A 22,570-nucleotide genomic window follows, 5' to 3' on the forward strand; every position below is an offset into this window, starting at 1 on the left:
AAATTTTTAAATTTTATCCGATTGTTCTGAAATTTAATTAAAGCCATTTCGGCCACTTCATGCCAAACGATTCGGCCATTCCCGAAACTTCGTCATGAATTTCTTTGTCCGTTTTCAGCATCAAAAATCCGTAAAACAGGCCGCCCGCCGTAAACGCAATCAGCAAAAGCAGAACATTCGTAATCGGCAGCACATATTTGAATCCCAGAAGGAAAACGCACATCAAAAGCGACATGACAACCATCTTTGAAACAGATAACCAATTATAATGAACGGCAATCACTTTTCTCAGAAGCAGATACGCCAATGCCGAATTCAGTCCCATCGCAAGGACCGTTGCAAAAGCGGCGCCTTCCATTCCGTACATCGGAATCAGAATCATGTTCAGCGCAACATTGGCAATGATGCCGGCCGCAATGGACAAAAACGCGTATTTCGGATGGCTGATTGCGTTTAAACAAATGCTTTGCAAGTACATGAATACCGTAATGATTTGAATGAATGACAGCAAAAATAAAGCCGGAACGCCGGGGACATAAGCGTCGCCGTAAAACAGATCAATGAAATCATATCCTAAAATCAGGAAACTGAAAAAAATCGGAATCGCCAGCATCAAAGAAAGCGATGTTCCGCTCCTGAGCCCTTCCGTTATCTTTTCATATTGCTTCGTTTCGTTCCACGCGCTGAATTTCGGATACAAAACCGCTTTCACGGATGTCGCCGCAAGGCCTGCCAGCATTGAAAACTGGTACACAATCCGGTAGATGCCCGCTTCGGTTTCAGTCATGTAATGCCCGATGAAAACAACATCAATATTCTGGTACACCAAATAGCAGCTCATCACCAGAAAAATCAGAACCGCATACGTTAAAACGCGCCTGAAATTTTCTTTGGAGAATTTCATCAGTTTTAATTGGTTGTAGCGGTGCGCAAAAATCGCGGCAAAAACCATTCCCGCCAAAAAACCGCCCAAAAGCCCGAAAATGTGATACCCGAGATAAACAAAAAGAATCTGAAACAGTGAACGAACGGCCGTGTTTAAAAACAGCGACACTTGAAAAGCATTCACTTTCCCGTCCGCGTAGGCCGCATAAATCCGGCTGTTGTAAAAGTAATCAATAATCAGCGCCGCAATAATCCACCAGAAAATTCCCGTCTCCATAATCATTGAGGCCGGGAAAATGACGGCCGATAAAAACAATCCGCCGACGCACAAAATCAAATAAACAGCGCGAAGCGTCATTGAAGCGGTATAATATTCATTCCGTTCCCGCCCTTCGCTGATGATTTTAACGCTTGCTTCCCCGATTCCGCTTTCCGAAAACAGATAGAAAAGAGCGCTGTATGAAAAAAACAGGAAATAAACGCCGACAATCGACGGGTCGACGACGCGCGTAAAATAAATCGTGCTCAAAAAACCGATGGCGGTTAAACCGAATTGAGAGAGGAGCGACACAAGCGTTTGCGAGTGAACCGTTTTTCTGTCTCCGGTTCCGCTTTCTCCTTTCTTTTTTCCGATATTTGAAAAAATATCCGCCGTTTGAGCCATACTTCTAAAAAGGGTCTTCTGTATTTAAAATCTGTCTCGCAAAATCAGATTTTGCTTTTAATTTTTTTTAAATCCGCACCGTTCGCGCGCGAAACGCGCCGTAAAAAATCAAACTTCATAAAACGGTTTTTTGAACAATTCCGAATAATTCTGCGGATTGACCAAAAAGTCCAGTTTTTCCAAATCATTGACCAGCCCGTACATGTCAACGCCCGAGTACAGGCCGACTTCCGGATAGCTTTTCGGCTTTCCGTAAGAAAGCGGCGGCAGTTTGTCATAGCTGCCGTTCTGCGCGATTCCGTCTTCGGTGAGGTAGTATGCAAGTCCGGCTCTGCAGCGGATCGGCTCGTATTCCGAATCAAACGCGTCGGACACCCAGTTGGCCATCACCAGTTCGGCGCTGTCGGCATTGACGGTCACATGTCCGTAGTTCGGCGGAATCAAAACAACGTCGCCTTCGTTGGCTTCGACAATGATGAAATCCGAAAAATCGCTTTTTTGAAGCAAATAGGTTGCCGTTCCCCGAATCACTTGGTAGACTTCGGGGTAGGAAAGCATTTCCGCTTTGCAATGGTCCGGACACGGGTGATAATGGCCGGCGGTTTTGACAAATTCGGGGCCGAGCATCGCCGGCGGGATAACCGTAATATCATAACGGAGCCTGGCGTTTTTCATTTTTTCAAGCTCTTCGGCCGACAAATGAACCTCCCGATACATGTCGTAAAGAATTTTGTCGGGATATGAAATCCAGGTGCCGTCCATTAAGACATCCGTCATGTCTCGGATTTTTCGTGTGCTGTGAGCAGTGGAGACTTTTGAAAAGTCGGGGTGAGCAAACATTGTTTTTCTCCGGCTTGTTTTGTAAGATGTCTTTTCTATATTCTTCGTTTTATAAATATTTACTCTTCAAAACGCTTGCGTATCGCTTCGGCGTGTTCAAACAATCCTTCCGTTTCCGCCAAATCAATAACAGCGTCTTTAATTTCGCTCAACCCTTCTTTGCTGATCCTTTGAATCGTGAACGATTTTAAGAAGTGGGCGGTATTCAGTCCCGAATACATCCGGACATAACCGGACGTCGGCAAAACGTGGTTCGTTCCGGAAGCATAATCGCCGGCAGGAACCGGAGCGTAATTCCCGATGAAAACCGAACCCGCATTCTGAATCTGATTCAAAACCGTATCTTCGACTTCGGGATCCGTCATAATTTGAAGGTGTTCGGGTCCGAATTTGTTTGAAAAGTCAATACATTCCTGCATGTTTTCGGCAATCAGAACCGCCGAATTTTTAAGCGACGCTTCAATGATTTCTTTTCTTTGGGCCGTTTCGGATTGCTTTTCGATTTCTTCCAAAACCGCTTTTGCCAGCTTTTCCGAAGGCGTCACTAAGATCGAAACCGAATTCGGGTCGTGTTCCGCCTGCGCCAAAATATCGGCGGCGGTCATTTTCGGATTCGCGAAATCATCGGCGATAATCAAAACTTCGCTGGGCCCGGCGGGGAAATCAATTTCCGCGTAATCACGGATTTTCATTTTGGCATATGTCACAAAAACATTTCCCGGGCCGACGATTTTATCGACGCTCGGAATACTTTTTGTTCCGTAAGCCATTCCCGCAATCGCCTGAGCGCCGCCTGTTTTGAAAACTTTGTCGGCGCCTGCAATCTTACAGGCCGCAAGCGTCAGCGGATGAACCGTTCCGTCAGCGCGGGGCGGGGTGCAGACAATGACTTCCGAGACGCCGGCCACTTTTGCCGGCAGCGCCGTCATCAAAACAGTGGACGGGTAGCTGGCGCGTCCGCCCGGAACATAGCAGCCGACACGCTCCAGCGGAATTGTCTTCTGTCCCAAAACGATTCCGGGCGTATCTTCAATGTACCAGATTTCTTTCGGCAGCTGAGCCGCGTGGAATCTTCGAATGTTTTCCGCGGCCTGACGCAGGTGCTTCAGAAGATTGGAATCCAAAGACGCAATCGCCTCTTCTACTTCATCGGGCGTGACTTCCAATGTCGAAAGTTCGGCTTTGTCAAACTGTTTGGCATACGCCAAAATCGCCTGATCGCCGTTTTTTTGAACATTTTCTAAAATGGCGTCCACCGCAGAACCGACATCTGTCAACCCTTTTCCGCGGGAAAGCAATTGATCTGATTCCGAGCCGGACAACTCGGTTATTTTTTTGCAAATCATGTTTTTTAAAATCTTCTGAAATCACATAAACTTTACTCTTTTTTTAAAATCGAAAAGCTTAAAGTGAAGGCGATACAGGATAAAATTAAATAGCTTGTATAGAATTATTGTTTTATTTATTTAGTGTGTCTGATTCATTTTTACCGCTTTGCTTTTTCAAGGCGGCGAATCATTCGTTTTATCGTTGTATTATTATTGAGGTTATTATCTTGGCGAAAAGAACTATCCGTAAACAAACTTCTGAACGCCGCTCCTCCAACGATTCGGATACGACTGTCACAGTTTCTGAAGAATATACTGTCGAAGAATCGGCAGACGCAGAATCTGTCACAGTCACCGAATCCGTTGAAGTCAGCGCCGAAGAAGCGGCAGCGTCGCCGAAAGACGACTCGGGAGACTCTAAAAAGAGCTTCCTGAATGAATATAAGGACAAAAATAAGTTAATGACAAGCGTTCTTTACGGCATCGGTGTGCTGATTTCCGCGCTTTTGGCTTTTTATATCCGTATTATTCCCAGAGACGGTGTTTTCATGGAAAACGGCTTTATCCGTCTCGGCGAAAACGACCCGTGGTACCACTGGCGAAACGTCAACTACCTGCTCGAAAATTATCCGAGCATGATGTGGTTCGATCCGGCAACAACTTATCCTTACGGCACGCCCCAGGCCTTTGCGCCGCTTTACGATATGATTGCGGCAACCGTGATTAAAGCCCTTCAGATCGTCACAGGAAACGGAACCGAAGAGTTTGCAATGACTGTTTTTGCCTACTGGCCGTGCGTTTTGGCAGGCGTCTGCGTCATTGCCGTTTACTTCGTTGCAAAATACTTGTTTGACAGCAGAAACATCGGCTTGATGTCCGCTTTCCTTTTGGCGGTCGCGCCGGGTCAGTTCCTGTCCAGAAGTATCATCGGTTTCAGTGACCACCACGTTGCCGAAGTTCTTTTCAGCTCCCTTGTTATTTTGTTCCTGATTCTCACGCTTTTAAAAGCGCGCGACAAAATCATCACCTTTGAAGACATTTTCAAAGGAAAGCTTTCCGCGTTCAAACCCATTTTACCCTACGCCATTTTAACCGGCCTTGCCATGGGAACTTACACGCTCATTTGGGAAGGCGCGCTTTTGTTCGCGTTTATCATCGGTGTTTTCATCACGATTCAAATGATGATTAATCACCTCAAAGGCGAAGGAACGGCTTTCATCGCCGTGACAGGTTTGATTATTTTCGTCATTGATCTGCTGTTTATTTTTGTGACGCCGCAGATCGGTGAATACAAATCCCTTCACTTGATGGCGCTCGGCGCAGGTATTCTCGCAATGGTCTTCATGGCGGTTCTTTCCTACGCGCTTGAGAAAAAGAACTTAAACAGACTTTATTATCCGGGCATTCTTGCCGGTCTCGTTGTCATTGTTTCCGTTGTCGGAAGCTTGGTTTCGTCAACCGTTAAGAACGCGCTTCTCGGCCTTGTCGGGTTCTTTACAAGAACCGGCGGCGCTTTGACAATCGGCGAAGCATCCCCGTATTTCGGAAGCGATGTCAACCCGCTTTTGTTTACCGTTCTGATTGCGGTTTTCCTGATTCTCCTGCCGTTTATGGCCACTTCTTACATTAAAAAATCAAATGTCAAGAAAGGCTTATTGGCCGGCTGGTCCGTTCTTTTCCTGCTGCTTGTTCTGGCTTCCGGAAGTGCGCTCAGTTTGTTTACGACATTCTCCGTCATGGGATATATCTGGATCCTCGCGCTGCCGATTATGGCTTACATTGCCGTCAAAAACAACAGCATGGAAAAGATTCTGCTTGTTGTTTGGACCGTCATTTTGCTTTGGGCCATGGTTCAGCAGAACAGATTTACTTATTACTTCGTGGTTCCGGTCGTCATCCTGACGTCCTGGCTCTTCATGGAACTCGCCCGCGCCGTTAAAGCGGACGAAGCATGGGCGCTCTTTAACAAGAATTTCCTTTCCAAAGACCGCAATAAACAGCCTGAGCCGGCTCCCTCCTATTCCTCCAAACAGGAAAAAGCACAGTCACGCCGCGACTCTTCGAAAGTGAAAGCAAAACCCGCAGACAACGGCAATGAGAAAATCGCTGTTGCCGCGGTTGTTTTGATAATCGCACTCGGCTTCCTTTTGGTTCCGACTTACTCTCTGACAACGCAGTACGTTTCAGGAACGGGCGGTCCGAACGAAGCTTGGATTGATGCTTCCCTGTGGCTCCGCGACAACACGCCCGAACCGGGTTTGGATTGGTTCGGCCACTACGAAGAACCGCTTCAGGACATTGACGGCGACGGTGTTGCGGATACCGGATCCGGTATCGGTATTGAGCATTTCGAGAATCAAGCGAGTATTGTTCCGTTTGATTATCCGGGATTGGCGTACGGTGTTCTGTCTTGGTGGGACTACGGCCACTGGCTGGAAGTCATCGGCGAACGCATGGTCAATGCCAACCCGTTCCAGTTCGGTGTCGGCGGACGCCGCGGCGCAATTACGGATGAAATGATTCCGGGCGCTGCTCCCTTCTTTGTTGCCGAAACCGAAAAAGAAGCCACCGGCTATTTGGCTGACATCGATCCGCGCGAAGACAAAGTCGGTGCCCGCTACATTGTAACGGACATTGAAATGGCCTCGGGCATGAGCAAATTCTACGCGATGACCGCATGGACTTTGGATACACAAAACTATTCGGTAACGATTAACTTAAATGGCCAGGACACGACGCTTATCGGCAGTGACAGGTATTTCAATTCAATGGTTTACCGTCTCCATATGCTGGATGCCGTCGGTTTGGAACAGTACCGTCTGGTTTACGAATCCATGGGCTACAGCTCAAGTTCGACAATGTCGGCGCAGGAAATCTTCTACAAGCAGCTTTACAACCAGCTTTATTCCAAGAGCGTGACTGAAACCAATACCGGTTACGTTAAAATCTTTGAATATGTGGAAGGCGCCGTCATCAAAGGAACGGCCGCTCCGAACGAAACGGTTGATTTGACTCTGACGATTCAGACCAACCAAAACCGCATCTTCAACTATAACCAGAGTGTTAAAGCAGATGCCGACGGAAGTTTCTCATTCACCGTTCCGTATTCCACAACCGGACCCAAAACCGGCGAAACCAACTTCGCAGTCAAACCCATCGGAAGCTACACCGTCAAGTACGGCGCCGCTGAAGAAAGAGTGGATGTCAGCGAAGACGATATTTTAAACGGCAGAACCGTTACGGTCTGATTTGAAAATTTAAAATAAGATGAAATGAAACGGAAATTTTTACCGTTTCTTTCCTTTTCTTTTTTCATTTTTTTTTGTTTGTTTTTTTGTTTTTTTGTTTGTTTTTCCGGGACAGCGCCTGCGCGCGAGCCGGGCATATTTTGATTATTTCTCCAAAAACATGACCGGCTTTTTTCTTTTTCTTTTTCTTTTTCGTTTTTTATCGGGCGAATTTTTAAATCATTTGTCTCATTCATAGAATCATAATTTTCAAGGAGATTAAAAATGACTGAATTAAATGTTGTCAATAAAACCCCGAATCAGCCTAAAAAATCCGGTCCCGTCATTGATATGAGTCGCATCAAAAATGTTTTTGTCGTGATGAGCGGCAAAGGCGGTGTCGGCAAAAGCACGGTGGCCTGCGCGCTTGCGGCCGGACTTGCCGCCCGCGGAAATCATGTCGGTTTAATGGACTGCGACATTCACGGGCCGAGCGTTCCGGCAATTTTCGGAATCAAGCAGGAGGATTTGCAGGTCGTTGATGAAAAAATGGTTCCGGCAAAGCCTGAGCCGAATTTAAATCTCGGCGTCATTTCAATCGGCCTTTTGCTTCCCGATGACGATACGCCCGTGATCTGGCGCGGTCCGGCAAAAGCGGGCGCGATTCAGCAGTTTTTTACCGATGTCGCGTGGGGCGATTTGGATTACTTAATTATTGATCTGCCGCCCGGAACCGGCGATGAGCCGCTCGGCATCATGCAGCTTCTGCCGAAAAACAATGGGGCGATTGTTGTCACCATTCCGCAGGACATTGCTTTGACCAGCGTCCGCAAGTCTTTGACGTTCCTTCAAAAGTTGGATGTTCCGCTCATCGGCATTGTCAGCAACATGGACGGGCTGATTTGTCCGCACTGCAGCGAAGAAATCGAACTTTACGGCTCTTCGGGCATTGAAAAAGCGGCTTCTGATTTCGGCGCGGAAATCTTGGCCCGTCTTCCGATGGATCCGGCCTTTTCAAAAGCGCAGGAAGAAGGCAAAATGGTTGAATGGATGATTCATGATTCCGAATGGACAAAGCGTTTTCAGAATGTTTTGAATACGGTTGAAAAGAACAGTTCCGAATCTTAATTTTTTTGTAAAATCTGCCGGCGTTTTGCCGGCTTTTCTTATTTATGTCTGTTGTTTGAATCGTTTTCGGTCGATTACTTTTTTTACATTTGCACTCTTCAAAAAATATATATATCGGTAAGGTATTGTTTACTCATTAGAGCAATTCGGTTTACAATAATTGCTTATGTTATCCTTTTTAATAATTTATCTTTTTATTTGTGATATTTATGAGTGAAGTTTTGAATCAGTATGATGATGCAAAGATTAAAAAAATGGTCCTTGCTGCGCTTTTCGCGGCTCTGATTGCCGTCGGCGCTTATATCAAAATCCCGATTACGCCTCTCGGCGTCCCGATTACGCTGCAAACCTTTTTTGTTTTGCTGGCGGCCGTGACGCTCGGGCGCAATTGGGGGACGGTCAGTGTTATTGTTTATCTCCTTGTCGGTTTTATCGGCTTTCCGGTTTTTGCCGGCGGCAACAGCGGTCTCGGAATCCTTTTCGGGCCGACCGGCGGGTATTTGTATTCATTTATTTTCGTTGTTTTCATTGTCGGCTGGATGAGTGACCTGTCCGCGAAGAAAACGCCTGTGTTAATGTTTTCCATTGCCGCTCTGGGCAGCATTTTGATTCTGGGCATCGGTTCCGTTCACTTAGGATTTTCAAGCCAAATTCCGATTGGAGCGGCTTTTGCCGGCGGATTTGTTCCGTTCTTCGTCGGGGATATGATAAAATCAATCGCAATCGGTCTGATTTCACCGATATTGATTAAAAAGATTCAAAAATAATAACTGCATTCTGCAGAAGAAAAAACGGGGGAATGATAAATGACAGAAGAGACAAAAACTTCTCAGGCCAAAGAATACCTTCCGGCTGCCGGATCCGAGCCGGGAGTTCAAACTGAAACCGAATCGGAAGTTCGGCCTGAAATCGAATCCGATTCTCAATCCGACGACGGTTTGATTTCTCAATCCGATAATCGTTCAAATTCTCAGTCCGACAATCGTTCAGATTCTCAGTCCGATACTGATTCTGATTCCGGGTTTGACGATGACTCTGATTCCGGCAGCGGCAGTTCCGGCTCTGACGAGAAGGAAGCTGTTTTTGAAGCGCGCTGTTTGTCATTCGCTTATCCGGGCGAGTCTCCGATTCTGAAAAATATTAATCTGAAAATTTACAAAGGCGATTTTACGATTATTGTCGGGCTGAACGGTTCGGGCAAATCGACTTTCGCTTATCATTTGAACGGGCTTCTGCGCCCGTCGTCCGGCTACATGAAAGTATTCGGCAGAGATACGAAAGAGCCCCGAAATCTTCCCGAAATTCACCGCAAAGTCGGTATCGTTTTTCAAAATCCGTATATGCAGTTTGTCGGAAACACGGTTGAAGAAGACATCGCATTCGGTCCCGAGAATTTGGGGCTGGATCGTAAAGAAATCAAAGAGCGGGTCGCCAATGTTTTGGAGGCCGTTCACCTTCAAGGTTTGGCCTATCAGGATCCGTCCACGCTCAGCGGCGGTGAAGCGCAGGCGGCAGCTATTGCCGGCGTGCTTGCAATGGATCCGGAATGCATCGTACTGGATGAAATCACTTCCATGCTGGACATTGCCGCCGAAGACCGCATTTTGAAAATTATTGACGACCTTCGCGAGCGCAGTAAAACGCTCGTTTATATCAGCCATAATCCGCAGGACCTGCTCAAAGCAGACCGGATTATTGTTTTTGACAAAGGCGAAATCAGTTTTGACGGCGACCTGAACGCTTACATCGCGTCCGGAAAATATCGTCTTCCCGACATGATCACGCTTTTAAAATCTCTTCGGGAAAACGGATTGGATGTGTCAGAAACCATTTCAGATCCCCAAGAAGCAGCCGCGGAAATCTTAAAGCATATTCGTCCGGATGATGACGAAAATAAAGAAATCGCGGAAACCGTTGAAGCCGAAGAAGCCACGGAAGCTGAAAAAACTGCTGAAACCCGGGAAACTATAGAAGCTGAAAAAACCGCTGAAGCCCGAGAAACTATAGAAGCTGAAAAAACTGATGAAGTCCGAGAAACTATAGAATCTGAAAAAATTGCTGAAGTCCGAGAAACTATAGAAGCTGAAAAAACTGATGAAGTCCGAGAAACTATAGAAGCCGGAGAAGTCACAGAAAAACCGCAATGAAATAAAAACGGAAGATAGAGATGTACAAACAATTCCTGTCCTATGTCAACGGCAAGTCTTTCTTGCACAAACTGGACCCGCGGACAAAAATCATTACTTTGATGATTTTAAGCATCATCATTTTTAATGTCCATCGCCTCTGGAGTTTACTTTCCATCTTCCTCTTGTTTTTGGTCGTTGTCTTAATTTCCCGCGTCTCTCTTCGGAAACTGCTTGTTTCGCTGAAACCCATGATGTTTTTTATCGGCATTGTTTTTCTGCTTCATTTTATTTTTGCGCCGGCACCGGTTTTCTCGGACGTGACGATGTCTGTTCATATTATGAACAATCAGTTTAATCAAATTGAGGAGCGGTGGATTATTACGCCGAATCCGGCCGGTGAAGATGTTCATTATCTTCAGTATTACAGTGTTGTTCCCGTTTACAATTTTTCGGAACTTGCCGAAGTTTCCGAAGCGGGTCATTTTATTTTCATCGAGCCGGCTCACGACGAACCGCCGAAAGATATTTCGCCGACGGGGGAGCCGCCGAAGGATGAGCTGTCAAAGAGCGAACCCTCAAAGGACGAACCGCTGAAAGACGAATCTCTGTTTTTCGGAAAAATGAAAGTTGAACGCATTCCGCACGACGAGCTTTCCGAAGAGCAAATCCGCCGGTTTGATTATGCCGGTCCGTTTCCGGCCGTAACTGTTTCCGGTTCGTATTCTCAACTGCCCGCGCCTGTCATTTATCAGGTCACTGTTTCTCCGGAAAAGAGTTTTTCCGTTTATCCGAGTTTTTACAGCTTCATGACCGGTCTCGGCGTTGCTTTAAAATTCATTTTATTGATTTTGTTTGCCTCTTTAATGGCGGCCACAACAAAGCAGTCGGCTTTGATTCAGGGCATTGAAAGACTTGTCCGCCCGATTCCGCTGAAATGGGCGAATATGACATCTCATGATTTGTCGCTCATGGTCTTTTTAACAATCCGGTTTATTCCGCTTTTGATTTCGACTTCCTCTCAAATCAAAAGCTCTTCCCTTTCCCGCGGTTTCCATCCCGGAAAACACCCGTTCCGCGCAATTAAAATCATTTCAACGGGACTTGTCAATTCCATTATTAATTTCGCCGACGATGTTTCCAGGGCCATGCAGAATCGGGGATACACGGGCGTCGGGAAGACTTCCATGAACGAACTGAAATTTACGAAAAGAGACGGGATCTTTTTCTGCTCCTTTGTGCTTGTCATGGCGGCAATCATTGTCGTGGTCGGCTGGCTTCAGCTTTTTGTCGCGGCAACTTTGATTTAATCGGAAAACTCCGATCTTTCATTTTTTTTTTTGATTTTTATTTCATGACATTTTATTTTTGCCGCAATGTTTTTATAGAAACGAACCGACATTCAAGTATCTTTTTGATACTATTCTGTTTTATACGATTAAAACAAAAAAGGTGAATCATGAAATCGGGTTGAGAATCTTTTTATTTCTCAATCGTATTATTATTCTAATTATTGATATTATTCAGGAGTCAAAACGATGCTTCAAATTGAAGATTTATGTGTGGAAGTGGCAGGCCGTCCCCTTCTCAAAAATGTAACGCTTGAGGTGGAGAAGGGCGAGACGACCATTTTGTTCGGCCCCAACGGCGCCGGAAAATCCGCGCTTTTGAGCACGATTATGGGTTTTTCCAATTATGAAGTGACGTCGGGAAAAATCTTTTTCAAAGGAAAAGACATCACGGACGCACCGATCAATGAGCGCGCCAAGATGGGTATCGGCATCATGGCACAGCGCCCGCCCAATATTGTCGGCGTTAAGCTTCGCGATTTGCTGGAAATCGAATCGCAGAAGAAAGTGCTGAATCTGGACGAACTGGCCGGATCGATTGACATGAAGCGTTTTTTGGACCGCGACATCAATGTCGGCTTTTCCGGCGGCGAAATCAAACGTTCCGAACTCCTTCAGCTCAGCGTTCAGCAGCCTGATTTTTATTTGCTGGACGAACCGGAATCCGGTGTTGATCCCGTTAACATGGCTCAAGTCGGCAGCACGATTAAAAGACTCATCTGCAACAAAAAAGCCTGTGCGGCCAATGATCCCGACCGCAAATCCGCGCTTGTCATCACGCACACCGGCGAAATTTTGGATTATTTGGACGCCGACAAAGCGTATATCCTGTGCAACGGATCTGTTATGTGCTCCGGCAACCCGAACCGCCTGCTCAAAGAAATCAAGACGCAGGGATATGACGAATGCATTCGATGCAAATTGAATTTGACTCAGATTCAGTGAGGCGGAAAAATGACTGAAAACAACAACACAAAAAACAAAGAAACGGCAGAACGCGCTCAAAAAGCATTGGATAAAGAAGCCATGTTCGGCGGTCATGTGGATTTGAAAATGTATCATATTCCCGACGAATCGCTCGAAGTCAAAAAGATGACCGATTTGGATTCCATGATGAAATCTTCTTTAAAGAATGTCGGAATCGAAGCTGACGGCAGCAATGCGGGCGGCAATTTCCTGATGTACAACAATAAAGTTTCCCATCACTCTTCTTCTCAGGAAGGTTTGGAAATTTTATCCGTCAAAGAAGCGATGGCCAAATACGACTGGCTGGAAGAATATTGGTGGAAGCTTGTCAGCCCCGATGCCGACAAGTATACGGCCGAGAGTTATTTGGACGACTCCGACGGATATTTTATCCGTGTTCTTCCGGGCGTTAAAATTACGGCTCCCGTTCAGTCCTGCCTGATGATCGGATCAGAGGCCGGGCTCCAAACGGTTCACAATATTATCATCGTTGAAGAAGGCGCCGAGCTTGAAGTGGTGACCGGCTGTCTGACGCACGACAACGTTAAGCGTGCGCTCCACATCGGTGTTTCCGAAATGTATGTCAAAAAGAATGCCAAACTGACGTTTTCTATGATTCATGATTGGGACGAGTCGGTTGAGGTTCGCCCGAGAACAAGCGTTCGCGTCGAAGAAGGCGGTTTATTGACAAACAATTATGTTTGCCTGAAGCCGGCCAAATCCATTCAGACGAATCCGTCCACTTATTTGGAAGGCGAAGGGGCGACCGCATACTTTAACACAATCGCCGTGGCCCACCCCGGGTCTGTTTTGGACATGGGAAGTCGTGTCTTTTTGAATGCCCCGAACACCAAAACTGAAATTATCTCCCGAACGATTACAATCGGCGGCGAAGTAATTTCACGCGGCGACATTGTCGGAAATGCGCCGCGGGTTTACGGCCATTTGGAATGCAACGGCTTGGTTTTGAGCGAACACGGTTCTCAAAAAGCCATCCCTGCACTCGAAGCGCATGCAATGGATGTTGAAATGACGCACGAAGCCTCCATCGGCAGAATCGCCCGTGACCAAGTGGAATACTTAATGACGCGCGGCTTGGATGAAAACGAGGCAACCGGCTTGATTGTCCGCGGTTTCTTAAGCGCCGGCATCGAAGGGATTCCCGAGATTTTAAAAGAAGATATTGATGACATTATTAAGAAAACGGCGGATGCTTCTTAAATTCGTTTTTTTCTTATTTTTTTCTTTTATTTTTTCATTTCTTTAAAAGCGGGATTCTGTTTTAATTCATTTTTTAAAATCGGCAGATTCGCGCGAGGCCGACGTTGTACTGCTTTCCTGCTTGTCTAATTCCATTAATATTAATGATCAATGACGTTGTCTTCCGTCGCCGTTTTATGTTTGTCCGCTCTCTGTATTAAGCGCAATCCTTTTATACTTTTTTCAAAAAGGTGGAATCACATCTTGTTTATTGAAACGGATGTCTTAAAACGTCTCAAATTTGTAACTCGTTTTGTTTTTTAGAACAAGTGAAATTTTTGAAAGTTTGTTATTTTTTAATATGAACGAGGTAAATAATATGTTAAAAAGAGAAACTGCAACCAAACTCTGTATGGTTTTTTTCATGTCCTGCGGCATGTCTTTAATGCAATTAACGCTCAATATCGGACAAATTCCGACGCTTTCGGGATGGCTGAGGGCATGGGCTGTTGCTTTTGTTTTAGCTTTCATTCTGACGAGCTTCGTCACGCCGATGGTCCTGACAAAGATTATTCCCGCACTTTACAAAAGCAGCACATACGGACACGGAAATGCGCAGGCTCCGAACACACACGCGAACAAGAATGTTCAGATTGCCGAAACGGCTGATTGAATCGCAATACGGCAATGCGCAGCCGGCGAGTCTGTTTTGCCGGCTCAAAACAAATTAAAAGATTCAGGTTTTTGCCTTTTCTTTTTATTTTTTCATATTTTTCATATTTTCATATTTTCATATTTTCCATATTTTCCGATTTTTCATTCCGAACTTGAAATGAGTCCGAGAAGTTTTTCATCAATTTCCTGAATTGTCGGCAGATAAGTTTCATAATTCTCGGGCAAATGATTGTCGGTTGTATACGTGGCAACGCCGATTGGGGCATTTCCCGTTTTTAACGAATATTCGACAACGGTTCTGTTTTTTTCGCGGCAGATGATGATGCCGATTGAATCATTTTCTTCCGGCAGTTTTACGGTGTCATTTAAAACGGCCAAATAAAATTCCATCTTGCCTTTATATTCCGGTAAAAATTCCCCGATTTTTAATTCAACGGCAACCAAACATTTCAAATGCCGATGGAACAGCAGCAAATCAATGAAAAATTCTTTTCCGCCAACCTCTATTCTGTATTGTTCTCCGACAAAAGTAAAAGCGTGTCCCATTTCTTGTAAGAAATTTCTGATATTTCCGACAAGACTTTGTTCCAGCTGTTTTTCATTGTGTTCTTCGGCCAGTTCTAAAAAATCAAATGTATACTCATCTTTGACGGCCAAATAAGCCTGATTTTTTATTTCGTCGGGAAGAATTTGGCTGAAATTCGTCTGACTGATCAGATATTTTTCATAAACCTGATTTTCGATTTGGTGCGCCAAGACATTTTTTGTCCAGCCGAATTTCTTGGCGGCCAATATGTAAAACTGCCTCTTTTTCTCATCTTTGCATTTTTTCAAAATGATGACGTGTTTGCTCCAGCCAATATCTCGTACCAATGGTACGAGAACTTCAGAACCGTGATATTCCGAATAAAACTGAGCCATCAGCCACAGATTTCCCTCCGAAAACCCGCCGACACCCGGGAACTCCTTTTGAAGTTCCTTCGAAAGAGTCGGCACGACCGATTTGCCCCAGTTTTCGGATTGCTTTTCTGAGACCGCCTTTCCGATTTCCCAATAAAGATCAATCAGCTGGGTGTTTACCGATTTTAAAGCTTCATACTGCGCTTTCCGGACCTTTTGCTTGATTTCTGCAATAAAATGCGTCTGTTCTTTTTCTAAAATCATATGTTTCTTTTTTCCCGAATCTTTCTTTACTTCTTCGGTTTTTTCAAAAAACAAAAGTTTATATGGCGCAGACAAAACAAAATCAGTGTTTAAAACAGGAAATTAAAGATTAAAATAAATCAATAGTAAAAATGATAAATTAGTGACAAAAAGAATAAATTAATGCTAAAAAGGATAAATTGATGATGTAAAAAAACAGATTGATGATGAAAAAAGGAGAAGAATATTATTCCTCATCCTGTTCCCTTTGTTCTTTTATTTTTTCGCGCCTGTCCATTTTTTCTTTTTCTTTTTCCATCTGTCTTTTTTCGGCAAGCTGCTGTTCATAGATGTCTCTTTTTTCTTCGGGCGTTAAAACGACGTCGGTTTTTCCGATGAACCTTTCAAGCGGTCCGGCGGTTGTAAAAACTTTTTCACGTTTGCCTTTCTGGTTGATCATAACGCCGACAAAAATCAGCGCTAAGCCGAGAATCTGCATCGCCGGTGTGATAAAAATACCGATTAAAACAATGGACGACGCGATAATTCCTTTAAACGCGCCTTTTCTGTAAGAAATGTAGCCGGTTCTTCTGAAAATACGCATGTCTCGAAATGTCAGGTACAATATCGTAAAGTATGCAAAAATGCCGATTCCGAGATAGATCAGTGTTAACATGTCATAGTCTAATGCCATTATTTTCCCTCTTATTGTCAAACATTCCTGTAAAAAGCTAAATTAAAACCGATTTGATTCTATTAAAACATGGTGCAGGTTTAAAGGGTAAAATAAATCGGAAAAGAAAGACTTTTGTTCATTTTTGGGCCGGCGGCGGGATTTAACGGATTTTAACCGTTTTTAAATATGTTTATATCAAATGGGATTTATTTTACGTTGTTATTTACGGATCAATTCAATTCTGTTTATTAATCTGTTTATTACTGCTGATTTCTCTTTTTGAGAATGATTCTTTTAAGAGTGCATAAATTATGGAAATGTCTTTGGCCTTTTGGTATGTCCTGCTTCTGATTTTATTGATTCTGTCTGCCTTCTTTTCGGCAACGGAAACAGCTTATTCGACGGCGAATAAATTACGCTTGAAAGCGATGGCGGAAAACGGCAGCGCTTCGGCAAAACGGGTTTTGAAAATTACCGACAATTACGACAAATTCATTTCAACCGTTTTAATCGGCAACAATATTGTCAATATCGGAGCATCTTCGATTGCAACGATTCTGTTTGCCCGCCTGTTCCCCGAAGAATTGGCGGCGGCGGTGTCAACGGTTGTTGTGACAATCGTTGTTTTGATTTTCGGCGAAACGCTTCCGAAAAGCTTTGCAAAAGCAAACGCGGAAAAATACGTTTTGGCGACTTCCGGTATTGTGAATCTGATTCTGATTGTTCTTTCTCCGGTCTCTGCGGTTTTGGTCAAGCTGATTTCTGTTCTCGGAAAAAAGAATGAATCGGAAGGTCCGACCGTGACGGAAGACGAGCTGAAATACATTATCGAATCCATTGAAGAAGAAGGCATTTTGGAAGAAGACGAAAGTGATCTTGTTCAGTCGGCTTTGGATTTCGACGAGACGACGGTTCAGGAAATCATGACGCCGCGTTCTGATATTGTGGCAATCAACATTGACGACGACATCGATTCGATTCTGAAAATCATTATTGATCAAGGCTACACGCGCATGCCGGTTTACAAAGATAATCTGGATAATGTTCAGGGAATTATTAATGTCAAAGATGTTCTGATCCGTATCGCGACCAATAAGCGCTTTACGATTAAGTCTTTGCTGAAGCCGGCGACATTTGCTTATGTGACGATGAATATTTCTCCGCTGCTGAATGAAATGCGTCATGCGAAGTCTCATTTGGCGGTCGTTGTGGATGATTACGGCGGCACAAAAGGCATTGTGACGATGGAAGACATCTTAGAGGAGCTTGTCGGCGAAATCTGGGATGAATATGATGATGTCGTTGAGGAAATTACGGAAGTCGGCGACGGTGTTTATGAAGTCAGCGGCAATATGAATCTGGACGACCTGTTCGATTATTTGGAAATTGACAATCGGGATTTCGAATGCGATTACAATACAGCCGGGGGCTGGGCGCTGGATGTTTTTGAGCGCATCCCCAAAATCGGCGACGTTTTCTCTTACAAAAATCTGAAGGTGACGATTTTAGAAGCGGACGAACAGCGCGTGACGAAGCTGAAGATTGAAAAAATGGCCGAACCGATGTCGGATGAAGAAACGAAATGCGGCATTGAAGAAAAGGCGGAAGAATCGGAAGAGTCCGACTCCGGATTTGAATGATTCGGCTGCTACGCCCCGCGCGAAACGGCCGGTTTTGAACTGTTTTTTAAACAGCGCGCGGATTTCGACAAGAAGGGTTTCATAAGTTCAAGTTTTGAATTTTTTGAATCCATTTTCTTTTTCGTTTTCCTTTTCCTTTTCCTTTCTTTTTTTCACTTTCCTTTCCTTTTTCCTTTTCTTTTCCTTTTCCTTTAATCGCTTCTTTTTTAGTCTTCTGCTTCTCTTTTCAACATTTCTTTAAGGGGAATGCTTATATAGAAGCGTTGACATTAGTTTAATTCTAAATCTGAGTTCCAGATGCATAACACAGCCCCTTTAAATCATGATTTTACATCGGCTGTTTTATGAGTTAAGAGGTTTTATTTTGAAATATTTTTCAAAAACGCCGCTTGTTATATTTATTTGTCAAATGACATTCATCTTATAGTTATAAAGGAGGATTTAATTTTGTCAGGGCAACCGATCTTTATTTTAAGTGAAGGCAGCAGAAGAACAAAAGGTTCTGATGCCCAAAACAACAATATTATGGCAGCAAAAGCTGTCGCCGAAGCGGTCCGAACGACGCTCGGCCCCAAGGGAATGGACAAAATGCTTGTCGATTCGATGGGCGATGTTATTATTACAAACGACGGCGCCGCGATTTTGAGAGAAATGGATATCGAACATCCGGCGGCAAAAATGATTGTCGAAATTTCCAAGACGCAGGATGCCGAAGTCGGCGACGGTACAACAACCGCTGCTGTTTTGGCAGGCGAGCTTTTGGCAAACGCTGAAGAGCTTTTGGAAGACGGCATTCACCCGACCATCATTTCTGCCGGCTACCGCTTGGCTTCTGAAAAGGCGCAGGAAATCGTCAACTCGATTGCGCTTGACGCCTCTGTCGATGATGTTGAAACTTTGAAGAAAATCGCCGCAACCGCCATTACCGGCAAGGGTGCCGAAGCCCACAAAGACAAATTGTCCGAACTCACCGTCGAAGCTGTCCGCTCCATCACAAAGACGGACGCGCACGGCAAAGTTGTTGCCGACACCGACAAAATTAAAGTCGAAAAACGTGCCGGCGGAAGCATTGACGATTCCGTTTTGATTGACGGTGTCATCATTGACAAAGAGCGTGTTCACCCGAACATGCCGACACGCATTGAAGATGCAAAGATTCTCCTTCTCGGCGCTGCAATCGAATACAAGAAGACGGAAACCAAATCTGAAATCAAGATTACTTCTCCGGACCAGATGCTCAGCTTCATCGAACAGGAAGAAGCGATGCTTAAGGAAATCATCAACAAGGTTCTCGCCTCCGGCGCAAATGTTGTTTTCTGCCAGAAAGGCATTGATGATTTGGCTCAGTATTATTTGGCAAAAGCAGGTGTCTTGGCCGCCCGCCGTATTAAGCAGAGCGACATGACCAGACTTTCCGAAGCCACCAACGCTAAGATTTTGACAAGCATTGACGAAATCAGCGCCGAAGAACTCGGCGAAGCAAAGTTGGTTGAAGAGAAAGAAACCACCGGCTCTAAGATGATTTACGTGACCGGATGCCCGGGCGTTAAATCCGTTTCACTCTTCCTCCGCGGCGGAACCGAACACGTTGTCGACGCTTTGGACCGTGCCGTTGAAGACGCAATCCGTGTCGTCGGTGTTGCGATTGAAGATCAGAAAGTTGTTGTCGGCGGCGGATCTCCCGAGATTGAAGTGTCTCTTCGCCTTCAGGAATACGCGGCCACGCTTTCCGGCAGAGAACAGCTCGCTGTCGCTAAGTTCGCTGACGCGCTTGAAATTATTCCGCAGACTTTGGCCGAAAACGCCGGTCTTGACCCGATCAACATGCTTGCCGAAATGAAGGCTCAGCACGAGAAAGGCAACAAGAACGCCGGCCTCAATGTTTACGAAGGCAAAGTCGAGGACATGTACGAAAACAGCGTTCTTGAACCCTTGAGAATTAAAACCCAGGCCATCAACGCCGCGACCGAATCCACCATCATGATTCTCAGAATCGACGATGTGATTGCATCCGCAAAAACAATGCCGATGCCCCAGGGTATGCCCGGCATGGGCGGAATGCCTCCCGGCATGATGTGAGGTAAAATTTGTTAAATTTTCGTCCCTCAAATTTTGGGACGATTTTTACATTTTTTTAAATTTCCAATTATTTGCAGGCGGGTTTGAAAATCATTTTGGTTTTTGAATCCGCCTGCTTTATTCCGGCCTTTTACACTCTCTCAAATTTTATCACCAACTCCAAAAGGCCGTTTTTATTTTTTTGTCGTTTTCGTTTTGTTTGTTTTTGCTGTTTGTTTTTGTTTTCTTTCGCTTGGTTTGTTTTTTTGTTTGTTTTTTGTTTATTTTTGTTTATTGCATGGCTTCTTCTTCATTCTATTTTATCTTTTTAGATTAAATATGTTTTCGGACAAGTTTTTCAATTTTTGTATTTTATTTATTCGTTAAATTTGTTTAATTTCTTTTTTTCTTTTGTTTCATATTTTTCAAAATATGATGTTGTTTGAACTCGATTTTATTTCTTGCAATATCTTTATATATTCTAAACTCCTTTAAATTAAAACGCGCAATTTTACTTGTCCTTTGTTTTTTTGGGGACAACATTGCGTCGAATTCGGATTTGAGCGTTATTCGAGAAAAATGCTGCCGATTCGGCAAATTTTAAAATTCGTTTTTCGGATTTTAAAAAATACGGGAAAAAAACGTGTTCTATAATTCACACAAAAGCTATGTAACCCCAAAAATTCAAAAAAATATACTCTGAAAACACCAAAATCAAAACAGAAATGTTCTGAAAAAAAGATCAAGTAAGGTTCTCCGTCCGATCTGGTCTTTTGAAAAACGAGAGACTTCGGCCGTCTTACACACGGCCGAGGTCAATACCCCGAAATACACCGTACAGCAATAAGTAAAGTGACTTGAGGCATAACGCTCAACGTTTGGAAAATATAAAAGGATTATTCCTTTTTTCTATTTTTCCGATTCGTTTGCCTCTTTTTTCTTTGCTTTTCTAAAAATGCCGCATTTCTGCGGCAGCTTCGTGCGCTTCTTCGCGCACGCTCAAGCGCGCGCCTCACCGGCGCGCCGCACAAAATTCATGCGTCGCCTGACGCGGCCCGCATTCCGGAAAATTCGCTCAGTTTTTCCGGCGCCGCATCTCACTCCCGAGATTTTTCGGCTCAAATCCGACAGGCGGCAGGAAGCAGAAATGGTGCGCGGCTCGTGTTTGTCTTACAGAAACACGGGCCGCCGCTTAAATCTAAAGTTTGCCCCCGGAAACGCACACCCGTCTTGGCCTGCGCCAATCGATCCGGCGCAGTTCAAACCACCTCTCGTATCTCAAAAATCAACAAATCCGGGGGCAAACACAAAAACGAAATTCAATTCCAAAAAACGAAAATTCAACTCCAACGTGAAAAATTCAAAATAAAAATTCAAAATAAAAATTCAAAATAAAAATTCAAAAAATCAAATTTCAAAAAATCAGCAGAAAATCAAAATCAATCAAAGTGCCGTTTCAAACATTCCGTATGGATATGCGGATCTTCAATGATTCAAACGGCTGAATAATCAACTAACAAAAACTCAGATAAAAAGGAGTGATTCGACCATGGTTCTAACATGGCCGAACCGAAATTCATTGTGCCGATTAAAGAAAGTACACAAAATCTTAAAAGAAACGATTCTCAATAAGGGCCGGTATCTTATATGCCTTTCCCTTGAGTTGTTTTTTCCGATTGTATTTCTCTTTCAATTTCCGATGAACCGGTTCATTTTCCGTTTTAATCCCGGAAAAATTCGGGTCATTTCTGCCCCAATCGTTCCCCTGACTTTGCCGGAGTTCTTTTTGAGAACTTCGGTGAAGTCTTAAAAATGGGGGAGACGGGATCTTGATGTTTATGTTTCAATTAAATTAAAACTAAATTTAAAGGAAAAATATCTATGAAATATAGTAAAATCTTGTTGGCTGCTTTAGCAGTCATGTTAGTTTTTGCATTTGCTCCTATGGCAAGTGCGGATGCACCTGGTCCTATTGTTGCTGACCCATATGCTAATGTTAGCATTCTTTATTTTGGTTGGGATTATGAATGGGATGGTTTCGTTACAAGTATGGCCGCTCCGCCTCTCGATGAATTTGGTGAACCCGTTAATCCCGAAGTAACTAACTACACACGCGATGCCACAAATCGATCTGAAACTTACAATATTGAAGTCTATAATTATCTTGCAGACGACTACATTGATGTGTTTGTTCATTATATCTCATTGGATACGATGAATTACAGTTATTCTCTCGACCCGAATGCTGTTTTTAATGATGTTCCCTTGTATGCAACAGCAGCAATGGAAAATGCTGCTGCAAACGGATTTGATATTGTTAATGTCGATATGTTTTATTCTACCATTATGAATACCAGAAATCCTGATTTCCATAATGCAAGTTATAATACTTCTAACACTAGCATTTTCACATCTTCAATTAACGGGTTGAGCGCTATAAATGATACTTACATTGACAACGCCCCTCTGAGCTTTGATTATCGGGATGGTATTATCGTTTCCAATGGTATTTCCAGTAACAGTTTCACACCTGTTTGGCACTCTGCATTAATTCACGGAAATGTGTCTGCATGGAACACCGATTTCGATGCAAACTGGATTGCAACTCTTGAATGGATCTAAATTAAGTTTTGATGCTGTCTTCCGACAGCATCTTTTATTTTTT

Annotated in this window: 17 protein-coding genes; 12 read left to right on the plus strand and 5 right to left on the minus strand. The window is 44.2% G+C overall.

The window, feature by feature from the left end; genetic code table 11:
- Positions 1-37: 37 nt before the first annotated feature.
- The 3 genes from MmiAt1_RS04025 to hisD form a co-directional block, all read right to left on the minus strand.
- Positions 38-1,549, minus strand: coding sequence for a flippase (locus MmiAt1_RS04025; RefSeq protein ID WP_318785618.1), 1,512 nt, complete (start codon positions 1,547-1,549; stop codon positions 38-40).
- A 108-nt stretch (positions 1,550-1,657) separates the two neighbouring features.
- The gene (locus MmiAt1_RS04030) at positions 1,658-2,389 is read right to left on the minus strand and encodes a glucose-6-phosphate isomerase family protein (RefSeq protein WP_318785619.1); all 732 of its coding nucleotides are present in this window, start codon (positions 2,387-2,389) and stop codon (positions 1,658-1,660) included.
- 59 nt (positions 2,390-2,448) lie between these two features.
- Positions 2,449-3,735 (minus strand): histidinol dehydrogenase, encoded by a 1,287-nt coding sequence (gene hisD, locus MmiAt1_RS04035; RefSeq protein ID WP_318785620.1) that lies wholly within the window; start codon positions 3,733-3,735, stop codon positions 2,449-2,451.
- Between the two features lie 209 nt (positions 3,736-3,944).
- Between hisD and MmiAt1_RS04040 the strand changes: the two genes are divergently transcribed.
- The 8 genes from MmiAt1_RS04040 (at position 3,945) to MmiAt1_RS04075 (ending at position 14,386) form a co-directional block, all read left to right on the plus strand.
- The gene (locus MmiAt1_RS04040; RefSeq protein ID WP_318785621.1) at positions 3,945-6,965 is read left to right on the plus strand and encodes an STT3 domain-containing protein; all 3,021 of its coding nucleotides are present in this window, start codon (positions 3,945-3,947) and stop codon (positions 6,963-6,965) included.
- Between the two features lie 264 nt (positions 6,966-7,229).
- On the plus strand, positions 7,230-8,072 hold the full coding sequence (locus MmiAt1_RS04045; RefSeq protein WP_318785622.1) for an Mrp/NBP35 family ATP-binding protein: 843 nt from the start codon (positions 7,230-7,232) through the stop codon (positions 8,070-8,072).
- A gap of 209 nt (positions 8,073-8,281) precedes the next feature.
- Complete coding sequence (locus MmiAt1_RS04050) at positions 8,282-8,839, plus strand: biotin transporter BioY (protein WP_318785623.1); 558 nt, start codon at positions 8,282-8,284, stop codon at positions 8,837-8,839.
- Positions 8,840-8,878: 39 nt separating this feature from the next.
- Positions 8,879-10,219 (plus strand): energy-coupling factor ABC transporter ATP-binding protein, encoded by a 1,341-nt coding sequence (locus MmiAt1_RS04055; protein ID WP_318785624.1) that lies wholly within the window; start codon positions 8,879-8,881, stop codon positions 10,217-10,219.
- 20 nt (positions 10,220-10,239) lie between these two features.
- Complete coding sequence (locus MmiAt1_RS04060; protein ID WP_318785625.1) at positions 10,240-11,508, plus strand: energy-coupling factor transporter transmembrane component T family protein; 1,269 nt, start codon at positions 10,240-10,242, stop codon at positions 11,506-11,508.
- Between the two features lie 228 nt (positions 11,509-11,736).
- Complete coding sequence (locus tag MmiAt1_RS04065; RefSeq protein ID WP_318785626.1) at positions 11,737-12,492, plus strand: ABC transporter ATP-binding protein; 756 nt, start codon at positions 11,737-11,739, stop codon at positions 12,490-12,492.
- Between the two features lie 9 nt (positions 12,493-12,501).
- Positions 12,502-13,734 (plus strand): SufB/SufD family protein, encoded by a 1,233-nt coding sequence (locus tag MmiAt1_RS04070; protein WP_318785627.1) that lies wholly within the window; start codon positions 12,502-12,504, stop codon positions 13,732-13,734.
- A 358-nt stretch (positions 13,735-14,092) separates the two neighbouring features.
- Positions 14,093-14,386, plus strand: coding sequence for a DUF2798 domain-containing protein (locus tag MmiAt1_RS04075; RefSeq protein ID WP_318785628.1), 294 nt, complete (start codon positions 14,093-14,095; stop codon positions 14,384-14,386).
- 143 nt (positions 14,387-14,529) lie between these two features.
- Here MmiAt1_RS04075 and MmiAt1_RS04080 read toward each other — a convergent pair whose 3' ends face one another.
- Together MmiAt1_RS04080 and MmiAt1_RS04085 are read right to left on the minus strand one after the other, a co-directional pair.
- On the minus strand, positions 14,530-15,552 hold the full coding sequence (locus tag MmiAt1_RS04080; protein ID WP_318785629.1) for a PDDEXK nuclease domain-containing protein: 1,023 nt from the start codon (positions 15,550-15,552) through the stop codon (positions 14,530-14,532).
- Between the two features lie 226 nt (positions 15,553-15,778).
- Positions 15,779-16,225 carry a hypothetical protein gene (locus MmiAt1_RS04085; RefSeq protein WP_318785630.1) on the minus strand — a complete coding sequence of 149 codons (447 nt, stop codon included), beginning with the start codon at positions 16,223-16,225 and terminating at the stop codon, positions 15,779-15,781.
- A 293-nt stretch (positions 16,226-16,518) separates the two neighbouring features.
- On the opposite strand from MmiAt1_RS04085, the gene MmiAt1_RS04090 reads away from it, so the two are divergent.
- The 4 genes from MmiAt1_RS04090 (at position 16,519) to MmiAt1_RS04105 (ending at position 22,527) form a co-directional block, all read left to right on the plus strand.
- Positions 16,519-17,847 (plus strand): hemolysin family protein, encoded by a 1,329-nt coding sequence (locus MmiAt1_RS04090; protein ID WP_318785631.1) that lies wholly within the window; start codon positions 16,519-16,521, stop codon positions 17,845-17,847.
- Positions 17,848-18,294: 447 nt separating this feature from the next.
- A complete protein-coding gene (gene thsA, locus MmiAt1_RS04095; protein WP_318785632.1) occupies positions 18,295-19,926 on the plus strand; it encodes a thermosome subunit alpha in 1,632 nt (543 codons plus the stop codon).
- Positions 19,927-20,860: 934 nt separating this feature from the next.
- Positions 20,861-21,274 carry a hypothetical protein gene (locus MmiAt1_RS04100; RefSeq protein ID WP_318785633.1) on the plus strand — a complete coding sequence of 138 codons (414 nt, stop codon included), beginning with the start codon at positions 20,861-20,863 and terminating at the stop codon, positions 21,272-21,274.
- A gap of 512 nt (positions 21,275-21,786) precedes the next feature.
- The gene (locus tag MmiAt1_RS04105; protein WP_318785634.1) at positions 21,787-22,527 is read left to right on the plus strand and encodes a hypothetical protein; all 741 of its coding nucleotides are present in this window, start codon (positions 21,787-21,789) and stop codon (positions 22,525-22,527) included.
- Positions 22,528-22,570: the final 43 nt, after the last annotated feature.

Source organism: Methanimicrococcus hacksteinii (genome assembly GCF_032714515.1).
GTDB lineage: Archaea > Halobacteriota > Methanosarcinia > Methanosarcinales > Methanosarcinaceae > Methanimicrococcus > Methanimicrococcus hacksteinii.

Excerpts from the sequence above, each read along its gene's own strand:
- MmiAt1_RS04025 (WP_318785618.1), bottom strand. The coding sequence starts at position 1,549 with ATGGCTCAAACGGCGGATATTTTTTCAAATATCGGAAAAAAGAAAGGA.
- MmiAt1_RS04030 (WP_318785619.1), bottom strand. The coding sequence starts at position 2,389 with ATGTTTGCTCACCCCGACTTTTCAAAAGTCTCCACTGCTCACAGCACA.
- hisD (WP_318785620.1), bottom strand. The coding sequence starts at position 3,735 with ATGATTTGCAAAAAAATAACCGAGTTGTCCGGCTCGGAATCAGATCAA.
- MmiAt1_RS04045 (WP_318785622.1), top strand. The coding sequence starts at position 7,230 with ATGACTGAATTAAATGTTGTCAATAAAACCCCGAATCAGCCTAAAAAA.
- MmiAt1_RS04050 (WP_318785623.1), top strand. The coding sequence starts at position 8,282 with ATGAGTGAAGTTTTGAATCAGTATGATGATGCAAAGATTAAAAAAATG.
- MmiAt1_RS04055 (WP_318785624.1), top strand. The coding sequence starts at position 8,879 with ATGACAGAAGAGACAAAAACTTCTCAGGCCAAAGAATACCTTCCGGCT.
- MmiAt1_RS04060 (WP_318785625.1), top strand. The coding sequence starts at position 10,240 with ATGTACAAACAATTCCTGTCCTATGTCAACGGCAAGTCTTTCTTGCAC.
- MmiAt1_RS04065 (WP_318785626.1), top strand. The coding sequence starts at position 11,737 with ATGCTTCAAATTGAAGATTTATGTGTGGAAGTGGCAGGCCGTCCCCTT.
- MmiAt1_RS04070 (WP_318785627.1), top strand. The coding sequence starts at position 12,502 with ATGACTGAAAACAACAACACAAAAAACAAAGAAACGGCAGAACGCGCT.
- MmiAt1_RS04075 (WP_318785628.1), top strand. The coding sequence starts at position 14,093 with ATGTTAAAAAGAGAAACTGCAACCAAACTCTGTATGGTTTTTTTCATG.
- MmiAt1_RS04080 (WP_318785629.1), bottom strand. The coding sequence starts at position 15,552 with ATGATTTTAGAAAAAGAACAGACGCATTTTATTGCAGAAATCAAGCAA.
- MmiAt1_RS04085 (WP_318785630.1), bottom strand. The coding sequence starts at position 16,225 with ATGGCATTAGACTATGACATGTTAACACTGATCTATCTCGGAATCGGC.
- MmiAt1_RS04090 (WP_318785631.1), top strand. The coding sequence starts at position 16,519 with ATGGAAATGTCTTTGGCCTTTTGGTATGTCCTGCTTCTGATTTTATTG.
- MmiAt1_RS04100 (WP_318785633.1), top strand. The coding sequence starts at position 20,861 with ATGCCGCATTTCTGCGGCAGCTTCGTGCGCTTCTTCGCGCACGCTCAA.
- MmiAt1_RS04105 (WP_318785634.1), top strand. The coding sequence starts at position 21,787 with ATGAAATATAGTAAAATCTTGTTGGCTGCTTTAGCAGTCATGTTAGTT.